This is a genomic window from Vibrio albus (assembly GCF_003144035.1).
Lineage (GTDB): Bacteria > Pseudomonadota > Gammaproteobacteria > Enterobacterales > Vibrionaceae > Vibrio > Vibrio albus.
Map to the genome: position 1 here is coordinate 183,399 of NZ_QFWT01000009.1, position 23,684 is coordinate 207,082.

A 23,684-nucleotide genomic window follows, 5' to 3' on the forward strand; every position below is an offset into this window, starting at 1 on the left:
GGCATGTTCAGCGCCCCTAACTGAGGTGATATGAGCGGCTTATTTGTACTGATGGAATTTTTGTGCCAGGTATGGGTCCCACATCGCAGCGGTGGCACTCATGACCAAATCTGCCCCCATATCAAGCCTGCGGTGCAGATCTTCGGCGTTCATCATGCCGCCCACTGAGCAGATCACAAACTCGTCTTTCCACTTAGTGCGCAGATCGATAAGGTTTTGCGTAACCTCTTCAGCCAGTTCGCCAATGGCAAACCCACAGGTACCGCTGGAGAGACGTCCCTCACCTGGCAGGGCGGCTTTTCCATCAGGGGTAACCACCTTACGTGGAATGGTATTGATGGCTGCAAAGCCATCAACAAACGGTCGGTTCGCCTCAATAACCTTTTCAAGTTGCTCTGCTGGCATCCAGCCAAGCTTGATCATCAGTGGGGTATCGCCGATGGATTCGCGGATCTTTTTCGAGACCAGCGCTGAGTTTTCCGGATCGGAGAACAATGCCCCCTCCTTGCTTCCCCCAAGGTTAGGGCAGGAGTAGTTCACCTCAATGACTTTGGCCCCGGCCTCTTTGGCCATTGCGGCAACATAGCCGTAATCCTCAACCAGATCACGCTCTGCCAGACCCGGAGTACCATTCACGGAGACCACCATCAACTGGCCCTGGCCCATCTTGCGGTTGCCTGCTTCGATATCCTGCATCCATACCGACGGAGCCAGCGAAGGAACGCCAAAAGAGTTGGTGATGGTGATCCGCTCATCCTGTGACGGCCGCAGTCCTGGGTGGATCTCAGTATTAATTTCACCGTTTTTAAACTGCTTGTCAGTATCCAGGAAGATACAGTTTGGCGCAGGGTGACAGGCGCGCTCAACACTTCTTACGGTTTTGTATACCGGGATATCAAAGCCAAGTTGTGCGTAGACATCACACCAGTGGCTGTTCAGCAATGGTCCTGCCGGTACGCCAAGGCGGGAGTTGACTTCAAAGTCAAACACCTTGTGAGTCTGTGTAATCGCCGGGCGAGAGGGGAGCTCGGCATCAAAGAAGGGGCCGTTTTGGTAGTTATCCTCATAGGTTTTGAGAATGTCATAGAGTTCGAACTGGGTTGGTGTAGTCATCAGAAGCCTCTTACTGAGTGTACCAATATAAAATTGCGCAGATTCTACCGTTTATGGCTGCTGTTGAACATAGGTGTTATTGCATCAATGCGTGAAAGCTATTATTCTGATTAGCCCTTATCAGATCGAGTTGCATAATGACTGTAGTAACAGAACAATTTAATGGTAATGTTTATATCGTTATTCCTGCCTACGTAGCTAATAAAAAACTAAAAAATCAGCTAGAAAAAGAGTCATATTCAAAGGAGGGGGGAGACGAATTAATTCAAGAAATGTCCCGGCGGATAGAAAGTGAAATCTCCAGCCATTTACACCAATCTTTACAACGTTACAGTTTAGGAAGTCAAAAATTAGCTTGTTTTGATGAACTCGAGTGCTGCACCGGAGATGGTTTGTATGAAACCATAGATATCATCGCTACCGTCGATAGTAACACTCAGTTAGCGGTAGTCATGTTAGTTCTGCATGATAAGCACTTTATGGTATCTCAACTATTGGATCGGGTATCGGCAGATAACTTAATACTGAAAACGGGTCAACAGCAGTGCTGTGGTCTGAATGAATATTTACTAAACCGATTTGGAATTCAATTATTATCATCAGCGGCCAAAACATGCTTGTCCACACGCCAGCCTATCCCCACCGATATCCTGCCCAGTTACCTTGCCAGTGAAACCTACAACTCAGAAAATATGGATGCACAGATTATCTCTCCCGAGGTTGCTGAGCAGACTTCTTTAAACATTGCACAATATAATAGCAGCGATATCTATGCAGGTAAGAAAAGTGTACTCAGAGTTGACCGCCGACCAGGTGATCATCAGGTTGCAACGCTGGCATCAGATAGTGTTTTCTTGTTTGTTTTGGAAATCCTGGCGTTTAAGGAAGCGGCCGTATTAAGAACCAATACGAAAACCATCGAAGCAATCAGCGACAGCCGCTTGCTTGAAATGTCCACCATGGACCAGCTCACCTCTGAGTTTTCCACCACAATGCCATTTTGGGATATTCGCGTATTCCGCTACATTACAGCACAAAACCTAGCCAACAAACTGGACAACAGCTTTGGTATTGAAAAACACTTTGTTACTTATGATAAAAATCAACAATTTTTAGAACATAAGATCAATATTCGTCAGGCAATACGACAGGGTAACGAAGATAAAATTTTATTTTTTATAGCACTGATTTTATTTGTGTTCGAAATTGCGCCGTATCTGTTTACAATGTACCAGCGACTGCTAGACCATAAATGGTTTTCAATGTCAGAAATTTACTCTATTTTGGGTTCAGGGGTTAGTACCTGGGCTCTTGTATTACTCATTGTCAGCATCATTAAACGGCGTAAGAGACACCATGGCTCTTGAATCCAAATTAACTCATTTCTTCGATACACAGGCCAACATACATCAGTGCCAGTACCCCGACGATGTAAAAGAGGCCTTGGTAAACCTATTAAGTGACCCTGACACTTTTAAAGCGCAGCGCATGAGCACGCTTTTAATGAAAACAAATTTCACTACCCTTGAATGGCTGGAGTGGTTTAATTGGTACTATGTGGTGGCCAAGAAGCTAAATGAACCTGACTGGTTTACACAAGCCAAGGCAAGCATCGCCACATCCAAAAACATCACTTGTATGAGTTATCCGCAGCTTTTACAACATGGCTGGCAGATCAAAGATATTGTCATATCATCCGTGCTGCTATCAGATAGCGGGATTGCCAATTACCACGCCAATGATAATGAAGTTGCTCACTGGTGCAGGTTGCGCAGCAAAAACATAAACCTGTTTAGTGGTGCGATTTTAGCCGGAGAGTTAATAGGACAAGTGGGCTTTATAAAGTTGAATGCCCATGAATATGAACTGTTACGCCAAGGTAAACTCGCGGAAGAAGATATTCGAGGTGTATCTGATACGTACGCTGGCCCCGTATATTTATATGTCCCCAGCGTTGTCCTCAAACCAGAGTGGCGTAAAAAGTCACTCATGTTCAAATTATTTACGCATTTAACTGACCAACTCGAGCGGCAACATGAGTTGGTCGAGCGTGTTCAAGGCCTTATTGCACTTGCTTACACCAAAGATGGTGCCTCGTTATGCGATAGACTTAATTTTAAGTTGGAACAAAAAATGGAGAATGGAGAACGCATCTACACTGGCGATTTATCCCAGTTATTGACATTATTTGGCCGTTAAGCGATTTTGCCGTACTGGCATGTTTTCCGGCTCCCTCAGGAAAATTCAACCTCTGACTCAATACAGATAGCATCATGTCGCCAGTATTCCAGACAGCAGTCAATCAGAGTTCCATGCTGATCATAATTGAATTTTTTCACCAGCATCGCCGGGCTGCCGGATGTGGCTCTCAGAGCATGAGCCATATCTCCCACCAGTGAGGTAATGTTGATGCAGTAACGAGTGTTGCCATAACGCGTGTCAAAATGATCGTGATAAACATTCGTAAGAGATACAGCCAGGTCAAAGTCCAGCAGGTTGGGGAAAGGATCGGACTTGATAAAATGGGTCATATACACAACAGGACGATCATCCAGATAGCGCACCCGCTCTAAGCGGTGAACATCGCTGAAAGGCGGTAAGGCTAACAGTTCCGATGCCTGCTTTGTCGCCAGTATCGTTTTGGCCGATACCAGCTCAGTACCAAACTTACGGTTAGCCGCAATGGCGATATCCTCAAAGGTCAGTGCCAGTGCCGGGTTATAACAGACCGGTGGTGGTGAAATAAACCAGCCACGGCGATCTTCCCGGTAAATCCTTCCTTCAGATTCAAGTAACGAAAGCGCTTCACGCAGAGTAACCCTGGTCGTATCAAACGTTTCGGCTAACTTTCTCTCTGATGGTAATTTTTGCCCGGGTGACAACATTCCGGTATCAATCTGCTCCAGCAAAGCTTCTTTAATTTTGACGTATTGCACCCGCGTAGTCCTTTCTGCATTTCTCATAGAAAAGATAGCACGATGAAGCTGATGATTAAAATAACTTTAGGACACTCCGGATAAGTAACAAAAATGCCACCCGAAGGTGGCGTATTCTGATAAGTTGGGTAAAAGAATAGGTTTATTCAGCCGCAAACCAGTTCAGCTTTTCATGCAGCTTTGCCACACTTCCCACAACGATAAGAGCCGGACTTTCCGCCTGTTTTGCCGCTTGCGGTAATGCCGTCAGTGTGGTCAGAAATACTTTCTGCTTAGCGGTTGTCCCTCTCTCAATAATCGCGCAGGGAGTGCTGCCCTCCAAACCGTTTAACAACAGTTGCTCACTGATATGGCCGCTCTGCTTCAACCCCATATAAAACACCAGGGTGTGATTGGTCTGCGCCAGAGACGACCAGGACAGATAATCACCATCCTGTTTGATGTGTCCGGTAATAAACTGTACTCCCTGAGAATAATCTCTGTGAGTCAGCGGGATCCCGGCGTAAGCCGTCGCACCGGCAGCGGCCGTGATCCCCGGAACAATTTCAAACCGAATATGTTGCTCAGCCAGACATTCGATCTCTTCACCGCCACGGCCGAAGATAAACGGATCGCCCCCTTTCAGGCGCACCACATGCTTCCCCTTCAGGGCATGCTCAGCCAGGATTCGATTAATCTGGTCCTGAGGCACGCTATGATAATCCAGTTTTTTACCTACATAGATCTGCTCAGCCTGCTGATTGACCAGTGCCATAATCTCCGGGGAGACGAGACGGTCATAGACGACGACTTCTGCCTGTTTCAGTAACCGGTACGCTTTCATTGTCAGCAGTTCCGGGTCGCCCGGTCCTGCCCCGACAAGTGATACGAGCCCTTTTGTTCGTTTCTCTACTGTACCCATTACCGAGTGTTCAGAAGTATTCGTCATACTTTTTCCTTATAGTATTACTGGTACCTTATGCTTTGCTGGTTGCCAGTGTATTACGGCCCGCTTCAGCTACCACAACCGGACGCTCATCTTTCGGTGTTGCATACCAGTAGCCTAATCCCATAAAGACAACACCTGACACCGCGTTACCCAAAGACACCCATAGCAGGTTATGGCCGATACCTGCCAGAGAGTAACCCTGAGCACTTTCACCAAACCAGGACAGAGCGAAGATAGTCATGTTGGCAATCGAGTGTTCATAACCACTACCGATAAACGCCAGCAGACACCACCAGATAGCAATAAAACGAGCGCTGCCTTCGGTACGTTGGCACATCCAGATAGCCAGACAAACCAGCCAGTTACATAGAATACCTTTAAAAAACAGAACTGTCGCGGGTGCCGTGCTTTTCGCCAGTGCCACTTTATGTACCAGGCTGGTCGCATCCGGAAGCAGTTTACCACCACCGGCGTACATAAACAGTGCCGCAACAGCGACGGAACCGATCAGGTTGCCCAGCCAGGTCTTTGGCAAAATTCTCAGATTGTCAGCCCAGCTGATCTGCCCGGTTTTTGCACCCAGTGATAAAAACATGGTGTGACCGGTATACAGCTCAGAACCAGCAATGATCACCAGTGTCAGCGCAATACCAAAGGTAGACCCCATCACAATTGGACGAATAGAAGGATCAACAAGGTTACCAAAGGTAAAGATCAGAATAATACCCAGACCGACATAGGCACCAGCCATAGCAGAGCTGATCCAGAAGCCCAGCGGGTTATCTTTTTCTAGACGCTTAATCCGTGCTGCGGTATCACCGCACTTTTGAATAGTATCCGTAAACATTTTAATTTCCTCATAAGTTAAGACACTGATAGCGGCTCATGCCTGCTTGCAACACAAGCCGCTATGGATCTCTTAACTGTCAGTGTTTAAACCACAAGTTTTAAAACATAAGAGCTTAAACCGGCATCTCTACCACACCGTCTGTTACACGAGCGTCATAAGAAGCAACGCTAAAACGCTCGTCCTCAAGACAGCGCCCGTCATTCAGACTGAAACGCTGCTTTTTCAGCGGGCTGGCAACCCATAGCTCGCCCTTATGTTCACAGATAATCCCACGCGACAGGACATTAGATTTTGCAAATGGATCCATATTGTGGATAGCAAACACCCGCTCATCCGCATAAGGGCGGAACAAGGCGACCTGCTCGCCGTTGACCAATGCACACACACCTGTACCCGGAACAATGTCTTTCACATCACAAATTTTCTGCCACTGACTCATGATTCACTCTCCAGTTGTACGTGTAGGATATCGCCTTTCATCTCCGGGTGTTTTTCAGTAAACGTAGCCGGTCTGTGCTGCTCACGTTGTGGTACGAACACCACATTGTCATCACGGAGATCACTGTTGATGAAGTGGGCAAAACGCTGGTACTGAGCGCTGTCTTCAACGGTGTCTTTCCACTCACAACGGTAATTTTCAATCAGGCTGGCGACATCGTCCTCAAGCTGATCATTGATCCCCAGCTTGTCGTTAATAATGACCTCTTTCAGGTAATCGATACCGCCTTCCAGATTATCCAGCCAGACAGAAGTACGTTGCAGTTTGTCTGCGGTACGAATGTAGAACATCATGAAACGGTCGATATATCGCAGCAGGGTTTTCTCATCCAGATCCGATGCCAACAGATCCGCATGACGAGGCTTCATACCACCGTTACCGCAGACATACATGTTCCAGCCTGCATCGGTGGCGATAATACCCAGATCTTTACCCTGCGCTTCGGCACATTCACGGGTACATCCGGAAACACCAAACTTCATCTTGTGAGGCGTACGGATGCCTTTATAACGGTTCTCGATCATCACACCAAGGCCCAGGCTGTCCTGAACGCCGTAACGACACCAGGTGCTGCCGACACAGGTTTTCGCCATACGCAGTGCTTTAGCGTATGCCTGCCCGGTTTCAAATCCCGCGGCGATCAGTTTTTCCCAGATCGTCGGCAGGTCATCTTTCTGTACTCCGAACAGGCCAATACGCTGAGCACCGGTTACCTTGGTATACAGGTTATATTCCTCTGCCACGGCCGCCAGTGTGCCCAGAGCCTGAGGAGTCACTTCACCACCGGCCATTCGCGGAATCACCGAATAAGTACCGTCTTTCTGCATATTGCCCAGGAAGTTATCGTTGGTATCGTGGAGACCGACATGCTGAGGTTTGAGGATATGATCCCCCCAGCAAGATGCCAGAATCGAACCGATAGCCGGCTTACAGGTTTCGCAGCCATAGCCCTTACCGTGTTTCTGGAGCATTTCGTCAAAGCTCTGAATGCCTTCGATGCGGATCAGGTGGAACAGCTCCTGACGCGAATAGGCGAAGTGCTCACAGATATCGTTACACACTTCAACACCGGCTTTTTCCAGTTCAGCATTCAGCACCGAGGTCACCAGTGGCACACAACCGCCACAACCGGTACCAGCCCCCGTCGCTGCTTTAATCTCTCCGATGGTGTGATGCCCGTCCGCTACCGCCTGAGCAATCTTGCCCTTAGTCACGTCAAAGCATGAACAAATCACAGCAGATTCAGGCAGAGCATCGGCTCCCAGAGTCGGTTTTTCTGCACCGGCATGAGCTGGCAGGATCAGTGAGTCCGGATTTTCCGGCAGTTCAATATCGTTCAGTTTCAGCTGGAGCAGATCGCCGTAATCAGAGGTATCTCCGACCAGCACTGCGCCAAGCAGTTTCTTACCATCTTCAGAAACAATCAGGCGCTTGTAAGTTTCGTCGTCTTCATTCAGATAAACGTAGCTCTTACAGCCCGGAGTCCGTCCATTGGCATCACCGATACTGCCCACTTTCACACCCAGCAGTTTCAGCTTGGCACTCATGTCAGCCCCTTCAAACCGGCTGTCATGACCCAGCAGGTGATCAACGGCGACTGTCGCCATCTTGTAACCGGGGGCTACCAGACCGAAGAACTGACTGTTCCATGACGCACATTCACCAATAGCGTAAATGTTTTCATCCGAGGTCTGACAGCTGTCATTGATGGCAATACCGCCGCGGGGAGCAATGTCCAGCTCCATCTGGCGGGCCAGTTTATCCTGTGGACGGATACCGGTAGAGAACACGATAAAGTCCACTTCCAGCTTGCTTCCGTCAGCAAACTGCATGGTATTACGGGCATTGTCGCCACCAGCGACAATTTCTTGTGTGTTCTTGCTGGTATGGACCTGCACACCCATGCTTTCGATTTTCTTACGCAGTTGCATGCCACCCTGCTGATCCAGCTGTTCAGCCATCAGCACAGGCGCAAATTCAATCACATGGGTTTCCACGCCCAGCGCCTTGAGGGCACCGGCCGCCTCCAGCCCCAGCAAGCCGCCACCAACAACCACACCGCTTTTACTTTTCTTGGCAGTGGTTTCAATGGCTTTCAGATCTTCAATCGTACGGTAAACAAAACAGTCTTTATTTTCAGACCCTTTAATTGGCGGAACCCATGGATATGAGCCTGTCGCTAATATTAATTTGTCGTACGATACTTCTCGTCCGCTATTAGAAAAAACAATCTGTTTTTCCCGATTAATATTAATCGCTTTTTCACCAACTAAAATATTAATACCGTTATTTTCGTAGAAGCCAGATTTAACTAATGATAATTCGTCAGAAGTATGGTGAGAAAAATACGAAGATAAGTGCACTCGATCGTATGCCACTCGTGGTTCTTCACAAAAAACGGTAATTTCAAATTTTGAGGTATCTGCTTTTTCAACAAGGTCTTCTATATAGCGATGGCCAACCATGCCATTGCCTATGACGACAAGCTTCATTTTTCCGCACATAAAATGTCCTGCTCCCGGATACGTAACTGGGAGCAGTTTTAGTGAAGAAATCGATCATAATATTGATTTAAGTCAATTTCGCCCAAAAACACCTCTAAAGGGGTAGGGGATATATTTTGAGGTTAAAATAATAAAAACAGATATAAATCATTAAATTTATCAGTTAGTTATAACTTAGCTAACAGGCGTCCTGTGCCGATAAAAAAATTATCCCGGAAGAGATAGCATCCGGCACTTTTATCCCGTGTTCATCCAGCGCTTTAGTCGATAAAATCACCACTCTCTGTCCGGATTTAGCCAGTGCCCCTGCCCGGCTCCATAGCAGCTTATCCGCCGTTTTTTCTCTGTCTGCGTCCCGGCGGCAAAGATCCACAAAAATATCAGCACAGTCATCGCCGTATAAAATAAATTCTGACTGCTGCATCAGCCGCAAGGCTTTTATTGTCAATAATTCTGGATCCTTACCTACCTGAATATAAATAATAGATTGTTCTTCTGAATTATTATTTTTCAGGTGATTTTGAAATATATTTTCCAGTTCTGATTCACAAGTTATATTTTCCAGTTCCGGTGATCGGAAAAATCGCTCCCAAAATTTACGTCGTTCATCAACCGTAGAATAATATTGTTTAATCCGGTTACGTTGTTTTCCCGAAAATTCAGCCAGCAACGATAAATTCTGCGGCAATATCGTTTCCAGATTTTCCCGAATATACCGTACCAGCACCGGAGAGGCTCCTCCGCTGGAAATCGCAACCTGGATCGGACTGCGATCCACCATTGAAGGGGTAATAAAATGGCAGTATTGCGGATCGTCGACAGTATTCACCCACAAGCCGCGGGCCGTGGCATCGGTATAAATCTGGTGATTCACGTCCCTCTGATCCGTTGTCGCCCAGATTTGATCAAACCCGTCCAGATCACTCTGTTCATAATGCTTATGGATATAGCGGATACGTTCGGCATCGACATACCCGGCAAGGTGGGGGTGAAGCTCTTTAGAAATCACAGTGATATTAGCGTTCGCACGTAGCAGAAGATCCACTTTCCGGCAGGCGACATCCCCCCCGCCAACCACTAATACCTGCCTGTCTGAAAGGCGCAAAAAAACCGGAAAATATTGCATATCACTGTCCTGTGTTGTGGGTAAGCAAAATCTTCCGGCTACTATAACATGACAGACTGGTACTGTATCAGGATCTGTCCCGTGCCTGACTGCCGTATTCCGATCAGGCTGCCGGCTGCAGAGAATCTATCAGGTACATCAGAACCGGTTCGGTGCTGTTATCCGACACATCAAACCGGTAATGTGGTGACTGCAACCATTTTCGTTCTACCAGCTCATCTATCAGGTCATGGTATTTCCAGCTGCACTTTCCTATCAGCAGGTTGTCCAGAGAGCGCTGCTGCGCCTGATGTAACATCTCAATAAATCCGGCCAGATACAGGTGATCTTTGGTAAATCCACCACCCCGGTACACCCGGGTGGTGGTGGTGAATGCCATGTCCTTGTCTAACCCCAGCTCATCCGCCAGATAAGAATAGGTCTGATAAAAGTCCTGTTCTTTAAGCATGGAGTTAACCGCCAATACCCTGACAGCAAGCGTCCTCAGACGCTCGTGCGACATATACCCTGCCTGATATTCGGCCAGGATGGCCATCCCTTCCTGAGTAAAGGTCGAACCCGGCAGGCCCAGCCGGAAGATCTTCAGCGGCTGCATTTTTGCGTTCAGGGTCGTCGCCATATGCACACCCAGCTCATGCTGAATAAGCCGGTTGGTTTCCGCGGCGGAAAACTGAGCGGTGTTATTCAGGTACAGTGTCGGTGGCACGGATGACACCATTGCTCTTGCTGCCAGAGAACTGGTTTCCTGAATACGGCATTTCATTCCCCATTCTTTTGCAGCCTCCACCATTCTTGCTCTTGCATCAGCGGAAGTGAACACGTCTCCGGTCTCTTCCTGCAGCGTTTTGGCATACAACAAAAACTGGGCGTTTTTTACCGCGATACTGTCAGGCCGCCCATGATATTTCAGCGAGTTAAATAGAAATGCTTCCTGTCCGACACTGGTCAGCAGATCGATTTTTTCACTCATCTGATTGACCATATCGCTGTACAGCAGCCGCATCTCCGGATCTGCGATATTTTCGATCGGCAACTTATACAACTGATGCTTAAAATCATTGGCATTGATCGGCAACTGACGATAACGGTAATTCGGTTTATACCGGCCCGGAGAAGCAAAAAAACGAGTCCTTTCTTTCACCAGATTGGTCGGGTTCACATACTTCAGCGTTTCTATCTTTTGCGCCAGGCGATACAAAGCCTTGTCCACCGACAAAACCGCAGGCTCTATCTGTGAACTCAGCATATCAGCTTTTTTAACCCGGGTTTTCAGGTTAAAGCGACGCTGAAAATAGGCACTGGTATTACTGATAGCCTGCTTTAACCCTATCTGAAGCGCCTCCAGAACCAGCGGATACACTTCTCCGCTGTCTTCATCCATAAAGATTTTCTTTACTTCCGTAGGTAACACCAGAGTTCGGTCAAAATGAGCGTTGGTATGGGCAATAAGGTATCCCCGCCCCTCAAAAACCGCATCGACTTCCGCACTGCATGTCAGGTTAGGCAACCCTATCTGCCTGAGCTCGCTAGTGAATTTTTTTACTACTGGTTCCCAGCGCTCCATATCAATCTGTGTGCTGCCTATATTAAATACCGGGCTAGGCTTGGTGATCCGGTGATGATTATAGGAATGCAAATCGAACACAATCACCAGTCCGAATTTAGACTCCAGCTTTCCGATCAAAGCCTCATACAGCAGATAAAACAACTCATGTTTGCTGTGGCTCTTTTGCCGCTGTGAGTCAGATAGTGGTCTGGACCAGACTTTCTTGCTCCATGCCGATTTGTAATACGTACTGAGACTCTTAGGTCGGTTGAGATCATACTCAAACCGGGAGTCGAGCCCGTATAACGTAATAGGCTGAGAAGCGATCATCTCATCAGTGAAGGGATCTTCTTCGAAAAGACGCTCTTGTTCTGATAACTGGCACTGTTTTTCCAGCTCAGAACGCATACCGTGACCAGCATGAATGGCGGTACAAACAACGGGTAAATATTCTTCAATTTTAACCAGGCAACCAGAGCCGGAAAGCCATCCGGTAAACGGCTTTTCCTGCTCTATCAACTGAATCATCTCTTCTAGAGAGTAACTCGGATTAGTGTTCAATATTGGCGTCTTCCACAGCTCTTCTGAAGGCATTTTTCCTTTGTAGGACAAAGTCCTTAGAAGTGACAATATTTTCAACAAAATCAACAACGTGACGCTGAAGGCGTACCCGGTTCAGTTTATTAATACGCATAATCCCGCCCGGACTCAGAACATTAACCTCTACCAGCTTATTACCTATCACGTCCAGCCCGGTGAAATACAGCCCGTCCCGAACCAGTTTCGGGCCGATAGCGACACAAAGACGCCGTTCTTCCTTAGTGATAGAATGCCTCACAACAGTCCCGCCGGCATGCACGTTAGAACGAAATTCATCCTTAGCAGGAACGCGTTTCATCGCACCAATAGGCTCACCATTCAGCATCAGAATTCGTTTATCACCCTCTTCGGCACCTTCAATGTAATCCTGGAGGATGACATAGTTACTCTGATCACCGGTACCAATGTAGAAATCCAGCAGTGAGCGAAAGTTTTGTCGTGCGCTCTTTTCAATCACAATGACACCATGACCGCCAAACCCGTTCAGAGGCTTGAGGATCATTTTCTCACTGCTACTTTCTTCCAATACCCTTTGTAAGTAATCCCGGTTTTTAGACACATGAGTCGCCGGAATATACTCACTGGCCACGCCCTCCATACTGGCGGTATAGAGTTTGTTATTGGCCATACGTAACCCTTCAATATCATTCACTATCAGGGTGTCGTTTTTAATCGAATCCAGAAAATTCAGGGCCAGGTTATCCAGAGGTGGGTTTGCACGCATGAATATCACATCAAACCCAGCCATCGGCAGCCGTCTTTTCTGGAACTCCGCCTGCCGATAAAATCGCGGAATATTATCCGAGATTTTTTGGCCTTTCTTAATCACCTGACAAAACCCATATACGATACTGTCACGGATAGTCAGTCCACTGGTGGTGGTTATCGCAACCGTATGACCCCGGGCTGCACATTCATGCACCAGTCTTAATGTTGTATCCGTATCAGGAGTCACTTTCTCCCACGGGTACATAATAAAGCAGATATGCAATACTTAATCCTCGTAAAGCGTATTGGGTTCGTCTTCTAGTTCAACCAGACTCTGGCTGGTTGTTGATTTTTTACTATTCAGAGTATGAAATTGTTTTCTGCCACGCGCATACTTAATGTATTTCAGCCATGCTTTTTCAAGCTTAGTCTGTGCTTTGCCATGGTCTTCCAAGACCTTCAGAAAATGCTTCTCTTCCTTACTCTCTGCCTCCAGAATTCCGGCCTCTAACCCAGCCAGTGTATCGCCGTAATAAATCAGCAGCTCTTCTTCCAGAATAGTAAAGTTGCCCGATTTAGCAAACCCCCGAGGAAAGGCTTTGTTATCGTAAAAACGCTTTTCGCCCATGCGGATCTCTATCTCAGCCATGTTGACCTCACATCTATTGTCACTATTGAATTAAGGCGAAAAGTAGGCTTTATTTTCAAAAAAGAAAATCAAAACTTTTTTATCGTCACAACAAGGAATTATTGTTAATCTTCAACCAGAAAATGTTGAGATAATCACTATGGATGTAAAAGTTTTTCGAACCTTTCTGGAAGTCGTCAGAGAACGGCATTTCGGACGTGCAGCAGAGAACCTGTATATTACTCAAGCCGCCGTCAGCGCCAGGATCAAACAGTTAGAAACTTACTTCGATACCACCCTGTTTATCCGGGATCGAAATGCAATAAAACTGACCTCCTCTGGTGAACGCCTTATCAGCTATGCCGAGGTGATGGTCACCTCTCTGGAGCAGGCTAAATTTGACCTGTCACTGGAAAATGGCAAAGCCCTCCAATTGACTATTGGCGGGACTCCGAATATTTGGGACGCCTACCTGCAAAACTGCCTCAGCGTGGTCACCGATGCTTTTAACGGCTATGGTTTTATTGCTGAAGCACTGACCAGAGAGCAACTGAACCGTCATCTGGTTGAAAGAACCCTCGATTTAGCATTCATACTCGACCCGCTAAAATCTGAAGAACTGAAATGCAGGGAAATCGCCGATCTGGTATTAACACTGGTTTCAACAACGCCCTGCTCTGCAGAAGACGCTTTCCGGCATAAATATATCTATGTCGACTGGGGCACCCGTTTCTCATCTGAGCACGCCGAACGCCACCCTTCGATTCCGGCTCCTTTTCTGCGTACCTCAACCGGACGGATTGCGCTGGATTTTATTCTGGAGAAAGGGGGAGCAGCCTATTTACCCGTTTCGATGGTAGAACCGTTTCTCGCATCAGGTCAGTTGCATAAAGTGGAAGGGATAGATGAATGGCATCGCCCTATTTATCTGAGCTACCGTAAAAACAGTTCCAGCATTAATGCAATCAGACAAGTGGAACAACTGGTTATGGATATTAATCCATTGACGGCCTACAGCCTGCAACAAGCAGGAGAAATGGTCATTACCGATTATTAATACAGCGCATTGCCACCCTTGCTCTGAGTAACCCCGCTGACACTCCAAATACCTCTCTCCTTTTTGCTTTTTCCGCCTGTTTTTATCAGCGAAAACAGGCTTCACTTCCCGCCTCACTCTTGGTTTCAACCTCACACTTTAATGCCTCTGTGTTTCATTTATATTGCATTTTTATTTGAACTCTAAAGTTTAGACAGGAAATTATTTTTAATGAATAAAACCACTAATATCAACACTTTATATCCAAAAAACCGATAAAAAAATAAATAGGGGTTGATATTTCCCTGCATCACCCTACCATAATAAAGGCAAATTTAATTAGACCTCTAATGGATTATGTGGCCAACAATGATTACTACAGCACCTTGGGTAGCGTACCCGGAAATTTTAAAGCAGGAAAAAGATCAATGGGTTTTTCGCGTTCCGAACATCAAAGATGGGGATAGTATCCACCAGCTAATTGCGAGCTGTCCTCCTCTGGACGTGAACTCATCGTACTGTAACTTTTTACAGTCATCACATTTCAACAAGACCTGTGTGTTGGCGCTGCATGACGGTAACGTTGCCGGGTTTATTTCCGGTTATCTGAAGCCGGATAATAACGCACACCTGTTCGTATGGCAGGTCGCCGTTTCTCCGCAATACCGGGGGAAAGGGCTGGCTTTTCATATGCTGAAAGAACTTCTGATGCGTGACAACCTGCAGCAGGTTGAAGCAGTTGAAACCACGATTACAAAAGATAACAAGGGTTCATGGAGTCTGTTTAAGAAACTGGACAAGTCACAAGGCAGTAACGGTTCTGTTACGACGTTTCTGGACGAAGATGAACACTTTCAGGGAAAACACGATACTGAATATCTGTATCACATCCCATTATCTAAAAATCGCTAATTAAACAAAAACTTAATATCCATACCAGTCACCCGATAATGGGCTGGTACGGATAACTACATTCATTCACTAAATAGGAATAGCAACGGTCCCAACATGGATATCTTCAAGAAGCAGGAATCGAAAGTTCGCTCTTATTCAAATAACTTCCCGGTCGTATTTAACAAAGCAAAAGGATGCTGGCTGGAAACAGAAGAAGGCGCTCGTTACCTCGACTTCCTGGCAGGTGCAGGCTCTCTGAACTATGGACACAATAACCCAGTGTTTAAACAAGCACTGCTTGAGTACATAGAGATGGATGGTATTACTCATGGCCTGGACATGCACTCTGATGCGAAAGCGAATTTCTTAACAGTACTGAATAAACATATTCTTGAACCAAGAGAGCTTAATTACAAGGTTCAGTTTACCGGCCCAACCGGTACTAACGCCGTCGAAGCCGCAATGAAGCTGGCTCGTAAAGTGACGGGCCGCACCAACATTGTAGCCTTTACCAACGGTTTCCACGGCTGTAGCAATGGCGCACTGGCAGCAACCGGTAACCAGCATCACCGTGGTGGTGCAGGTATGCCTCTTGCGGGAATCAGCCGTATCCCATACGAAGGTTATGCCGATATCGATGGTCTGGCTCTGTTTGAAACCATGCTAAACGATAACTCTGGCGGTCTGGATAAGCCAGCCGCAGTACTACTGGAAGTCGTTCAGGGTGAAGGTGGTCTGAATGCCGCGTCTAATCAGTGGCTACAGAAGCTAAGCAAAATCTGTCAACAGCACGACATTCTGGTCATTGTCGATGACATTCAGGCTGGCTGTGGTCGTACGGGTACGTTCTTCAGCTTTGAACCATCAGGCATTAAGCCAGACATCGTAACGCTGTCAAAATCAATTGGTGGCTACGGCCTGCCGATGGCTGTCGTTCTGCTGAAACCAGAACTGGATGTCTGGAAGCCGGGCGAGCACAACGGTACATTCCGTGGTAACAACCATGCCTTTGTGACAGCGGCCAAAGCGATTGAGACTTACTGGTCAACACCTGACTTTGAACAGCATATTGCTGCACGTTCTCAGCAGATCAATACCGTTATCCAACGTTCACTGAAACGTTACCCGTCACTGTTTGTGAAAGGTAAAGGTCGTGGAATGATGTCTGGCATTGAATGTAAGAGCGGAGACATCGCCTCTGCGATATCTGCCGCCTGTTTTGATAACGGCATGATCATCGAAACCGCAGGTCCGGATGATGAAGTCGTTAAGTTCTTCTGTCCGCTGACCATCAGCGAATCCGAGCTGGAAAAAGGCCTGTCTATTTTTGATAAGGCAGCGGAAAAAATTGCCGAGAAAACTCTGAAAAAAGCATCTTAAGGTAAGGAATTAACAATGATAGTAAGAACTCTGGAAGAGTGTAGAGACAGCGAACGCCGTGTTGTTGCAGAAACCGGAACATGGGAAAGTGTTCGTATGCTTCTGAAAGATGACAACATGGGATTTTCTTTCCATATTACAACGATTTATGAAGATACAGAAACACATATTCATTATCAGAACCATCTTGAATCTGTGTACTGTATGAGTGGTGAAGGTGAGATCGAAGTGGTCGGTGGCGAAACCTATCCGATCAAACCGGGTACACTGTATATTCTGGATAAACACGATGAACACTACCTTCGCGCTTATAAAGATAAGGAAATGGTAATGGCATGTGTATTTAACCCACCGATAACAGGCGCTGAAGTTCACGACGAGAACGGCGTTTACCCTCTGGTTGACTAATCCCACCGAAGTACAACTGAGGAAAGGGGCGTAGCTACGCCCCTGTTTTTAACACTAATATTCCCCATAGAAATCATACTCATGAGCAAAAATCGGCACATGAGAGGCTGTGTATATCTAATGGTTTTGAACGCCATATATAAGCCGTTACGGGGACAAAAACAGAACGAGAGAAGGATATCATGACTTATACCGTAGAGAAGATCGGCGGTACATCAATGACGGAGTTTGATGCCGTTTTAGACAATATAATGCTTCGTCCTGCTAACCCATATAACCGGGTATTTGTAGTATCGGCTTATGGTGGTATTACCGATGCATTGCTTGAATGCAAACGCTCCGGCAAACCGGGTATTTACAAATACGTCGCCAAACGTGACGAGAAGTGGAAAGAAGCAACAGAAGCGCTGCAACATCGCTTGCTACTGATTAATGAAAATCTGTTTGCGGATCCAATTACCCGTCTGCGGGCAGATAACTTTGTCCGTTCACGGATCAGTGAAGCGATAAACTGCATCAATAATATTATGGAAACCTGCCGATACGGTCAGTTTTCCCTGCGCCACTATCTGCCGCAAATACGGGAATTCCTGTCTTCAATCGGTGAGGCACACAGTGCGTATAATACGGCACTTAAGCTGAAGACATTAGGGATCAACGCCAAATTTGTTGACCTGTCTGGCTGGTCAGATAAAGCGTCCGGTTCACTGGATAACGTTATTCTGAATGCCTTCGAAACGATTAATGTTGAGAAAGAGCTGCCGATTGTCACCGGCTACGCTTATTGCGATGAAGGCCTGATGAAAACCTATGACCGTGGCTACAGCGAAATGACATTCAGCCGTATTGCTTGTCTGACCAAAGCGGACCAGGCGATCATTCACAAAGAATATCATCTAAGTACGGCTGACCCTCGTATTGTAGGTACCGACAAAGTACGTCCTATGGGCACAACCAACTTCGATGTCGCAGACCAGCTTGCCAACCTGGGTATGGAAGCAATTCACCCAAACGCAGCGGCAGGACTACGCCAGAACGATATCGAACTATGCATCAAAAACACCTTTGAACCGGATCATAAAGGAACCCTGATTTCACAGCAGTTCCAGCCGGAAAAAGAGAAAATCGAGATCATCGCAGGTAAAGACAAGGTGTTTGCTCTGCATGTCTTTGATCAGGCTATGGTTGGCCGGGTAGATAATGTCAGCTATGAGATTATGGAAGTCATTGCCGATGAACATGTTAATCTGATCGGTAAAGAGATGAACGCTAACTCAATCACTTATTACCTGAAAGGTGGTGAAAAAAGCCTGAACAAGGCACTGTATAGAGTTGAAAAACGTTATCCGAATGCGTCCATCAAAGGCAAAATGGTCGCACTGGTTTCCGTCATCGGTGCATCTATCAATACCAACACGGCTTTATCTAAGGGCATGCTGGCATTGATGGATGATGATATTTCACCGATTGCGGCACACTCTTCTATGCGTAATGTGAACGTTCAGTTTGTGGTTGAAGATGAGTTGTATCATCAGGCGATTCAGGCCTTACATGATGAATTCATTGATTCCGGCGTGCCTGCTACGAAGAAGCAACCACAGTTGAAAATGGTAAATTAACCCTCCTCCCCTGAAATAAAATAGCCGGCTTAATTAAGCCGGCTATTTGTTTTAAAGCATATATTGCATTAACAGACTATTCCGGACGCTTGTTAAGCGCTACATCAATATCTGCTGCACTATGACGCTCAGCAATCGCTTCCCATTCCTCACCCATCGGCTTATTGACAATTCGTCCGCGCTGCACGGCAGAACGTTCCGAAACCATGCTGGCCCAACGCTGCACATGTTGATAACTCTTAACATCCAGAAATTCATCAGCCTGGCTGTAAGAATTCCCCAGAGCCAGATTACCGTACCAGGGCCACACCGCGATATCAGCAATACTGTATTCTTCTCCGGCGATAAAGGTATGCTTTGCTAACTGCTTATCCAATACATCTAACTGACGCTTTACTTCCATCGTAAAGCGGTTGATTGGATACTCAAATTTTTCCGGTGCATACGCGAAAAAGTGACCAAATCCACCTCCAAGGAATGGAGCAGAGCCTTGCAACCAAAATAACCAGTTCATCACCTTGGCCCGGTCAGAAACGTCTTTTGGTAAAAAATGACCAAATTTTTCTGCCAGATAAAAAAGAATATTACCGGATTCGAACACATTAACAGGTTCATCACCGGAGCGATCCACCATCGCCGGAATTTTGGAATTTGGATTCACCTCAACAAACCCCGAACCAAACTGGTCTCCATCACCGATTCTGATCAGGAACGCATCGTACTCGGCTTCTTTCACACCCAAAGCCAGCAGTTCTTCCAGCATAATCGTGACTTTTTGTCCGTTAGGTGTCCCCATCGAATACAACTGAATCGGATGCTTACCTACAGGGAGCGTTTTCTCATGCCGGGCTCCGGAATCAGGTCTGTTGATACTCGCCCATTGCCCGCCATTTTCATCATCCATTGTCCAGGTTTTGGGTGGGATATATTTGTTTGTCATGCTGCATCCTTATCGGTCTCTGAGTGTTCACATAGGGCACGCCCTACACTAGTAGATAGTAGGACAAAATCGATAGTTAAAAACCCTTCGGCTTCATTTCGTTAGAAACATCAGCCGAATATGCATCAACACCGGTATAAAAGTGAAAATAATGGTAGGCAGGTACAGACAAAACCGGGAACGTTCTCATTAATAAGTTAACCGGCTAGGAATTAACACGTTTCCCGCTCTACAGCCTGGAAACTCAGCACAACTTTACTGGTGTGTTGTTGCTTACCCTCGACAAGATCCAACAATACATCTGCTGATGTTTCTCCAGCAGAATCAAAGGCATAATTGAATGTTGACAGCGATGGCCGGGAAATAAAGCCCAGTTCATCATTACCGACACCCAACACTTTAATATCTTTACCAGGTTCTTTACCCGCTTCCAGAATCGCTTTAATAGCACCGACAGCAATTCTATCTGTCGCACAAAATACCCCATTTACTTGTGGATAATCCACCAGCAACTGACGCATTTGCTCATAACCAGACTCAATAAAGAATGTACCGCGGCTATGAAACAGAGGATCTCCCAATCCGGCGAACTGTAATGCCTGAGCCAACCCCAGAAAACGCATGGAGTCAACCGCGATATCTTCACTCTGAACCCCGATAAAACCAATGTTCGTCGCCCCGGCATCGACCAATCGTTGGCCAGCAGCAAAACCGACCCGGTTATCGTCGTGAATCACACTAGGAATATCAAAGAAGGAGCCATCCTGCCCCACCAGAACGACGGGAGCCTGGGACTGCTTAATCACTTTAACCAGATCCTGATCTAAATGAGTCGCATACAGGATAATGCCTTCAACCCGCTTCTGGTTAAATAGCTGAATAAACTCAATTTCTTTCTCATTGCTCTGCTGACTATTCGCCAACAATACATGCTTATTTGCCTGATCAAATATCCGGCTAAGCCCGTCTACACCTTGTGATACCGCACTTGACGACACTCGGGGAACGATAACCCCTATCAAATTAGTTTTCTGCGACTTCAGGTCTTTTGCAACCTGGTTGACCACATAACCGCATTCTTCGATGGCTTTTCTTACTTTGATTTTGGTACTTTCTTTTACACCATACTCATCATTGATTGCACGAGATACCGTTGACTTAGAAACGCCAGCCAGCTTAGCCACATCATGTAGACTCGCCATGTATTTTTTACCTTATTATTGTTTTTGCAATGGATTGCAATTTTGACAATTATTCCCCACAAAAGATAGTAGATATTGATCACACTCCAATAGAGATCTCAAAAGAAATAAGGATCGTAATCACACTTCCACTGGATACGCTTTGACTCACACGCCGCTTTCGCAAAAACTAGTTCTGCAAACGTTCCCGAAAGTCCATTTTGATACAAAAACAGCAATGAAATGGGCGATACTTTAAACAGAGAAATAACTGGAGTAAGTAAAGTTATGAACTACCCTACAGTAGCAAAAGAACTTTTAGAGCTGATTGGTGGCAAGGCCAACCTGGAAGCTCTGGCACACTGTGCCACCCGCCTTCGTCTTTCCGTAAAAGATGAGTCTCTTATTCAGGAAGACGCGATCGAAAACCTTGACGGTGTTAAAGGCCAGTTTAAGGTTGCTGGTCAGTATCAAATTATCTTTGGTTCAGGCATCGTCAACAAAGTTTACGCTGAAGTGGCAGCACTGACCGGAATGGCTGAAATGTCTACCCGTGATGTTGCGGCAGCCGGTGCTCAGAAACAGAACGTCGTTCAACGCGCAGTAAAAGGCCTGTCAGATATTTTCGTACCGATCATTCCGGCTATCGTGGCTGGCGGTCTGTTGATGGGTCTGTTTAACGTGCTGACGGCTAAAGGCCTGTTCATCGACGGCATGTCTCTGATTGATGCCAACCCTGGCATGGCCGACCTGGCAAGTATGATTAACACTTTCGCTAACGCTCCTTTTGTTTACCTGCCGGTTCTGCTTGCTTTCTCTGCATCGAAGAAGTTTGGCGGTAACCCATTCCTGGGTGCGGCACTGGGTATGCTGATGGTTCACCCTGACCTGCTGAATGGCTGGGGCTTCGGTGGAGCCAGTGTTGCCGGTACTATCCCTACGTGGAACGTGTTCGGCTTTGAAATCCAGAAAGTGGGTTATCAGGGTTCAGTTCTACCGGTACTGGTGTGTGCCTTTATTCTGGCTAAAGTGGAAAATGGCCTGCGCAGCGTTATCCCGTCTGTACTGGACAACCTGCTGACACCAATGTTGGCTATCTTTATCACCGGTTTCCTAACCTTTACTCTGGTTGGCCCTGCAACTCGTGATATCGGCTTCCTGCTGGGTGATGGTCTGAACTGGCTGTACGATTCTGCTGGTTTTGTTGGTGGTGCTCTGTTTGGCTTTATCTACGCGCCATTCGTTATCACTGGTATGCACCACAGCTTCATCGCTATCGAGACTCAACTGCTGGCAGATATCGCAGTCACTGGCGGTACCTTCATCTTCCCTATCGCAGCTATGTCTAACATCGCTCAGGGCGCAGCGGCTCTGGCTGTTGGTATGACAACTAAGGATGTGAAAACTAAAGGTGTTGCACTACCATCTGGTATCACTGCGCTACTGGGTATTACTGAACCAGCCATGTTCGGTGTGAACCTGAAACTACGCTACCCGTTCATCGCAGCTATCTGCGCGGCGGCTATCTCAAGCGCGTTCCTGACTATGTTCAACGTAAAAGCTCAGGCTCTGGGTGCAGCAGGTCTGCCGGGTATTATCTCTATCCGTCCTGACAGCATCAGCGTTTATGTAATTGGTATGATTGTGTCCTTTGCTGTTTCATTTGGCCTGACTCTGGTTCTTGGAGCTCGTCAGAAAGCAAAGGAGGGCACAGCTAAACAGGCAGCAGCATGATATTGCTCTGTGTGATATCCCTTTGACACCATCATTGTGTCTAAATCCAAGCCTGCGTAATATACGCAGGCTTTTTTTGATACCAATAAAAAGCTCCGGATTATCCGGAGCCTTAACGTATGAAGAAGACGGTGGGATCACCCTTTATGGGGATAGTTACGACAACCAAGTTTCTCCGAAATCCGTCCCGCAGCCGCATGCAGTTCAGAGATATACGTTTCTTTCTTTTCGTCAGTAAAACGGATCGTAGGAAGAGAGATACTCAGGCCTGCGACGACACAGTTAAAGCGGTCATAAACAGGGACAGCCAGACAACGCAACCCTACTTCCTGCTCCTCGTTATCTTCACCATACCCCTGCTCTTTAACCTTCGGCAATTCACTTAACAGAGAATCGATATTCTCGTGAGTCAGCTCTGTTGATTTAGCAAACGCCACATCCGCCAGAATGTCACGTACTTCCTCTTCGGATCTTTCCGCCAGCAGAACTTTACCAATTGCGGTTGAATACAGTGGATTGCGGCGTCCTATACGAGACTGCATACGCAGGTTGTATTTTGAATCGATCTTATGAATATAAATAATGCTGTCGCCATCAAGAGCACCAAGGTGCAGAGCTTCCATGGTCAGTTCAGAAATACGGCGCATCTCAATATCCGCAATATCGACAAGATCCACATACTCCAGAGCACTTGAACCTAACTCAAATAGTTTGAGAGTCAGAGAATAGTTCTCACTTTCGCCGTCCTGATCCACATACCCCAGTGTTTTCATGGTCTGAAGAAAGCGGTATACGGTACTTTTAGACATCATCAGTTTTTGTGCCAGCTCACTGATTCCAATGTCTTTTTGCGTACTTAGAGCCTGTAAAATTGCAAATGTTTTTAATACCGAAGAAACAGATTCAGGCTGTTTGCCATTTGACATTATTATTCCCTATATATTGTTAATTGCTTGTTCATATAGCCAACAGGCAGCAATAAACATGTTGAATATCAATCTGTAGATTAGCTTATCAACACAGTAAAAAGAAATAGAGTCCGTAGACCCTATTT

The 23,684-nt window shown here is 46.5% G+C and carries 21 protein-coding genes; 8 read left to right on the forward strand and 13 right to left on the reverse strand.

The features are described from left to right. Window positions 1–39 precede the first annotated feature (39 nt). Window positions 40–1,113, reverse strand: a complete 1,074-nt coding sequence (locus tag DI392_RS15760; RefSeq protein WP_109320642.1) for a beta/alpha barrel domain-containing protein — start codon at window positions 1,111–1,113, stop codon at window positions 40–42. 137 nt (window positions 1,114–1,250) lie between these two features. Here DI392_RS15760 and DI392_RS15765 point away from each other — a divergent pair, with 137 nt between their 5' ends. Both DI392_RS15765 and DI392_RS15770 read left to right on the forward strand, forming a co-directional pair. Beyond that, complete coding sequence (locus DI392_RS15765; RefSeq protein ID WP_109320643.1) at window positions 1,251–2,480, forward strand: hypothetical protein; 1,230 nt, start codon at window positions 1,251–1,253, stop codon at window positions 2,478–2,480. Then, window positions 2,470–3,312, forward strand: coding sequence for a hypothetical protein (locus tag DI392_RS15770; protein ID WP_109320644.1), 843 nt, complete (start codon window positions 2,470–2,472; stop codon window positions 3,310–3,312). The genes DI392_RS15765 and DI392_RS15770 overlap by 11 nt, the downstream gene beginning before the upstream one ends. A gap of 35 nt (window positions 3,313–3,347) precedes the next feature. Here DI392_RS15770 and phnR read toward each other — a convergent pair whose 3' ends face one another. The 9 genes from phnR to DI392_RS15815 all read right to left on the reverse strand — a co-directional run bounded on the left by phnR (window position 3,348) and on the right by DI392_RS15815 (window position 13,459). Next, window positions 3,348–4,049, reverse strand: coding sequence for a phosphonate utilization transcriptional regulator PhnR (phnR, locus tag DI392_RS15775; RefSeq protein ID WP_109320645.1), 702 nt, complete (start codon window positions 4,047–4,049; stop codon window positions 3,348–3,350). Between the two features lie 142 nt (window positions 4,050–4,191). Continuing rightward, window positions 4,192–4,977 (reverse strand): uroporphyrinogen-III C-methyltransferase, encoded by a 786-nt coding sequence (cobA, locus tag DI392_RS15780; RefSeq protein ID WP_109320646.1) that lies wholly within the window; start codon window positions 4,975–4,977, stop codon window positions 4,192–4,194. A 28-nt stretch (window positions 4,978–5,005) separates the two neighbouring features. Continuing rightward, a complete protein-coding gene (gene nirC, locus DI392_RS15785) occupies window positions 5,006–5,824 on the reverse strand; it encodes a nitrite transporter NirC (protein ID WP_109320647.1) in 819 nt (272 codons plus the stop codon). Window positions 5,825–5,939: 115 nt separating this feature from the next. After that, window positions 5,940–6,266 (reverse strand): nitrite reductase small subunit NirD, encoded by a 327-nt coding sequence (gene nirD, locus DI392_RS15790; protein WP_109320648.1) that lies wholly within the window; start codon window positions 6,264–6,266, stop codon window positions 5,940–5,942. Continuing rightward, entirely contained in the window at window positions 6,263–8,830 is a 2,568-nt protein-coding gene (gene nirB / locus DI392_RS15795; protein WP_109320649.1) for a nitrite reductase large subunit NirB, read from the reverse strand. Before nirB ends, nirD begins: the two co-directional genes overlap by 4 nt. Before the next feature lie 178 nt (window positions 8,831–9,008). Further along, on the reverse strand, window positions 9,009–9,956 hold the full coding sequence (locus DI392_RS15800; protein ID WP_109320650.1) for an NAD(P)-dependent oxidoreductase: 948 nt from the start codon (window positions 9,954–9,956) through the stop codon (window positions 9,009–9,011). 103 nt (window positions 9,957–10,059) lie between these two features. Further along, window positions 10,060–12,096 (reverse strand): flavohemoglobin expression-modulating QEGLA motif protein, encoded by a 2,037-nt coding sequence (locus tag DI392_RS15805; protein ID WP_109320651.1) that lies wholly within the window; start codon window positions 12,094–12,096, stop codon window positions 10,060–10,062. Beyond that, window positions 12,053–13,093, reverse strand: a complete 1,041-nt coding sequence (gene gshB, locus DI392_RS15810; protein WP_109320652.1) for a glutathione synthase — start codon at window positions 13,091–13,093, stop codon at window positions 12,053–12,055. Before gshB ends, DI392_RS15805 begins: the two co-directional genes overlap by 44 nt. Window positions 13,094–13,096: 3 nt before the next feature. Further along, window positions 13,097–13,459, reverse strand: coding sequence for a MaoP family protein (locus tag DI392_RS15815; RefSeq protein ID WP_109320653.1), 363 nt, complete (start codon window positions 13,457–13,459; stop codon window positions 13,097–13,099). A gap of 139 nt (window positions 13,460–13,598) precedes the next feature. Between DI392_RS15815 and DI392_RS15820 the strand changes: the two genes are divergently transcribed. The 5 genes from DI392_RS15820 (at window position 13,599) to DI392_RS15840 (ending at window position 18,775) form a co-directional block, all read left to right on the forward strand. After that, a complete protein-coding gene (locus DI392_RS15820) occupies window positions 13,599–14,495 on the forward strand; it encodes a LysR family transcriptional regulator (RefSeq protein ID WP_109320654.1) in 897 nt (298 codons plus the stop codon). A gap of 348 nt (window positions 14,496–14,843) precedes the next feature. Beyond that, on the forward strand, window positions 14,844–15,386 hold the full coding sequence (ectA, locus tag DI392_RS15825) for a diaminobutyrate acetyltransferase (protein WP_109320655.1): 543 nt from the start codon (window positions 14,844–14,846) through the stop codon (window positions 15,384–15,386). 96 nt (window positions 15,387–15,482) lie between these two features. Further along, window positions 15,483–16,748 carry a diaminobutyrate--2-oxoglutarate transaminase gene (gene ectB / locus DI392_RS15830; RefSeq protein WP_109320656.1) on the forward strand — a complete coding sequence of 422 codons (1,266 nt, stop codon included), beginning with the start codon at window positions 15,483–15,485 and terminating at the stop codon, window positions 16,746–16,748. A gap of 15 nt (window positions 16,749–16,763) precedes the next feature. Further along, a complete protein-coding gene (locus DI392_RS15835; protein ID WP_109320657.1) occupies window positions 16,764–17,156 on the forward strand; it encodes an ectoine synthase in 393 nt (130 codons plus the stop codon). Window positions 17,157–17,338: 182 nt separating this feature from the next. Then, window positions 17,339–18,775, forward strand: coding sequence for an aspartate kinase (locus tag DI392_RS15840; RefSeq protein ID WP_109320658.1), 1,437 nt, complete (start codon window positions 17,339–17,341; stop codon window positions 18,773–18,775). A gap of 76 nt (window positions 18,776–18,851) precedes the next feature. On the opposite strand, the gene yghU is transcribed toward DI392_RS15840, so the two are convergent. Both yghU and DI392_RS15850 read right to left on the reverse strand, forming a co-directional pair. Further along, on the reverse strand, window positions 18,852–19,715 hold the full coding sequence (gene yghU / locus DI392_RS15845; RefSeq protein ID WP_109320659.1) for a glutathione-dependent disulfide-bond oxidoreductase: 864 nt from the start codon (window positions 19,713–19,715) through the stop codon (window positions 18,852–18,854). 212 nt (window positions 19,716–19,927) lie between these two features. Beyond that, complete coding sequence (locus DI392_RS15850; protein ID WP_109320660.1) at window positions 19,928–20,917, reverse strand: LacI family DNA-binding transcriptional regulator; 990 nt, start codon at window positions 20,915–20,917, stop codon at window positions 19,928–19,930. Between the two features lie 267 nt (window positions 20,918–21,184). On the opposite strand from DI392_RS15850, the gene DI392_RS15855 reads away from it, so the two are divergent. Continuing rightward, window positions 21,185–22,630 carry a sucrose-specific PTS transporter subunit IIBC gene (locus tag DI392_RS15855; RefSeq protein WP_109320661.1) on the forward strand — a complete coding sequence of 482 codons (1,446 nt, stop codon included), beginning with the start codon at window positions 21,185–21,187 and terminating at the stop codon, window positions 22,628–22,630. A 137-nt stretch (window positions 22,631–22,767) separates the two neighbouring features. Here the strand turns inward: DI392_RS15855 and kdgR are convergent, their stop codons facing one another. After that, entirely contained in the window at window positions 22,768–23,556 is a 789-nt protein-coding gene (gene kdgR, locus DI392_RS15860) for a DNA-binding transcriptional regulator KdgR (RefSeq protein WP_109320662.1), read from the reverse strand. Window positions 23,557–23,684 lie beyond the last annotated feature (128 nt).

Excerpts from the sequence above, each read along its gene's own strand:
- DI392_RS15760 (WP_109320642.1), bottom strand. The coding sequence starts at position 1,113 with ATGACTACACCAACCCAGTTCGAACTCTATGACATTCTCAAAACCTAT.
- DI392_RS15765 (WP_109320643.1), top strand. The coding sequence starts at position 1,251 with ATGACTGTAGTAACAGAACAATTTAATGGTAATGTTTATATCGTTATT.
- DI392_RS15770 (WP_109320644.1), top strand. The coding sequence starts at position 2,470 with ATGGCTCTTGAATCCAAATTAACTCATTTCTTCGATACACAGGCCAAC.
- cobA (WP_109320646.1), bottom strand. The coding sequence starts at position 4,977 with ATGACGAATACTTCTGAACACTCGGTAATGGGTACAGTAGAGAAACGA.
- nirC (WP_109320647.1), bottom strand. The coding sequence starts at position 5,824 with ATGTTTACGGATACTATTCAAAAGTGCGGTGATACCGCAGCACGGATT.
- nirD (WP_109320648.1), bottom strand. The coding sequence starts at position 6,266 with ATGAGTCAGTGGCAGAAAATTTGTGATGTGAAAGACATTGTTCCGGGT.
- nirB (WP_109320649.1), bottom strand. The coding sequence starts at position 8,830 with ATGTGCGGAAAAATGAAGCTTGTCGTCATAGGCAATGGCATGGTTGGC.
- DI392_RS15800 (WP_109320650.1), bottom strand. The coding sequence starts at position 9,956 with ATGCAATATTTTCCGGTTTTTTTGCGCCTTTCAGACAGGCAGGTATTA.
- DI392_RS15805 (WP_109320651.1), bottom strand. The coding sequence starts at position 12,096 with ATGCCTTCAGAAGAGCTGTGGAAGACGCCAATATTGAACACTAATCCG.
- DI392_RS15815 (WP_109320653.1), bottom strand. The coding sequence starts at position 13,459 with ATGGCTGAGATAGAGATCCGCATGGGCGAAAAGCGTTTTTACGATAAC.
- DI392_RS15820 (WP_109320654.1), top strand. The coding sequence starts at position 13,599 with ATGGATGTAAAAGTTTTTCGAACCTTTCTGGAAGTCGTCAGAGAACGG.
- ectA (WP_109320655.1), top strand. The coding sequence starts at position 14,844 with ATGATTACTACAGCACCTTGGGTAGCGTACCCGGAAATTTTAAAGCAG.
- ectB (WP_109320656.1), top strand. The coding sequence starts at position 15,483 with ATGGATATCTTCAAGAAGCAGGAATCGAAAGTTCGCTCTTATTCAAAT.
- DI392_RS15835 (WP_109320657.1), top strand. The coding sequence starts at position 16,764 with ATGATAGTAAGAACTCTGGAAGAGTGTAGAGACAGCGAACGCCGTGTT.
- DI392_RS15840 (WP_109320658.1), top strand. The coding sequence starts at position 17,339 with ATGACTTATACCGTAGAGAAGATCGGCGGTACATCAATGACGGAGTTT.
- yghU (WP_109320659.1), bottom strand. The coding sequence starts at position 19,715 with ATGACAAACAAATATATCCCACCCAAAACCTGGACAATGGATGATGAA.
- DI392_RS15850 (WP_109320660.1), bottom strand. The coding sequence starts at position 20,917 with ATGGCGAGTCTACATGATGTGGCTAAGCTGGCTGGCGTTTCTAAGTCA.
- DI392_RS15855 (WP_109320661.1), top strand. The coding sequence starts at position 21,185 with ATGAACTACCCTACAGTAGCAAAAGAACTTTTAGAGCTGATTGGTGGC.
- kdgR (WP_109320662.1), bottom strand. The coding sequence starts at position 23,556 with ATGTCAAATGGCAAACAGCCTGAATCTGTTTCTTCGGTATTAAAAACA.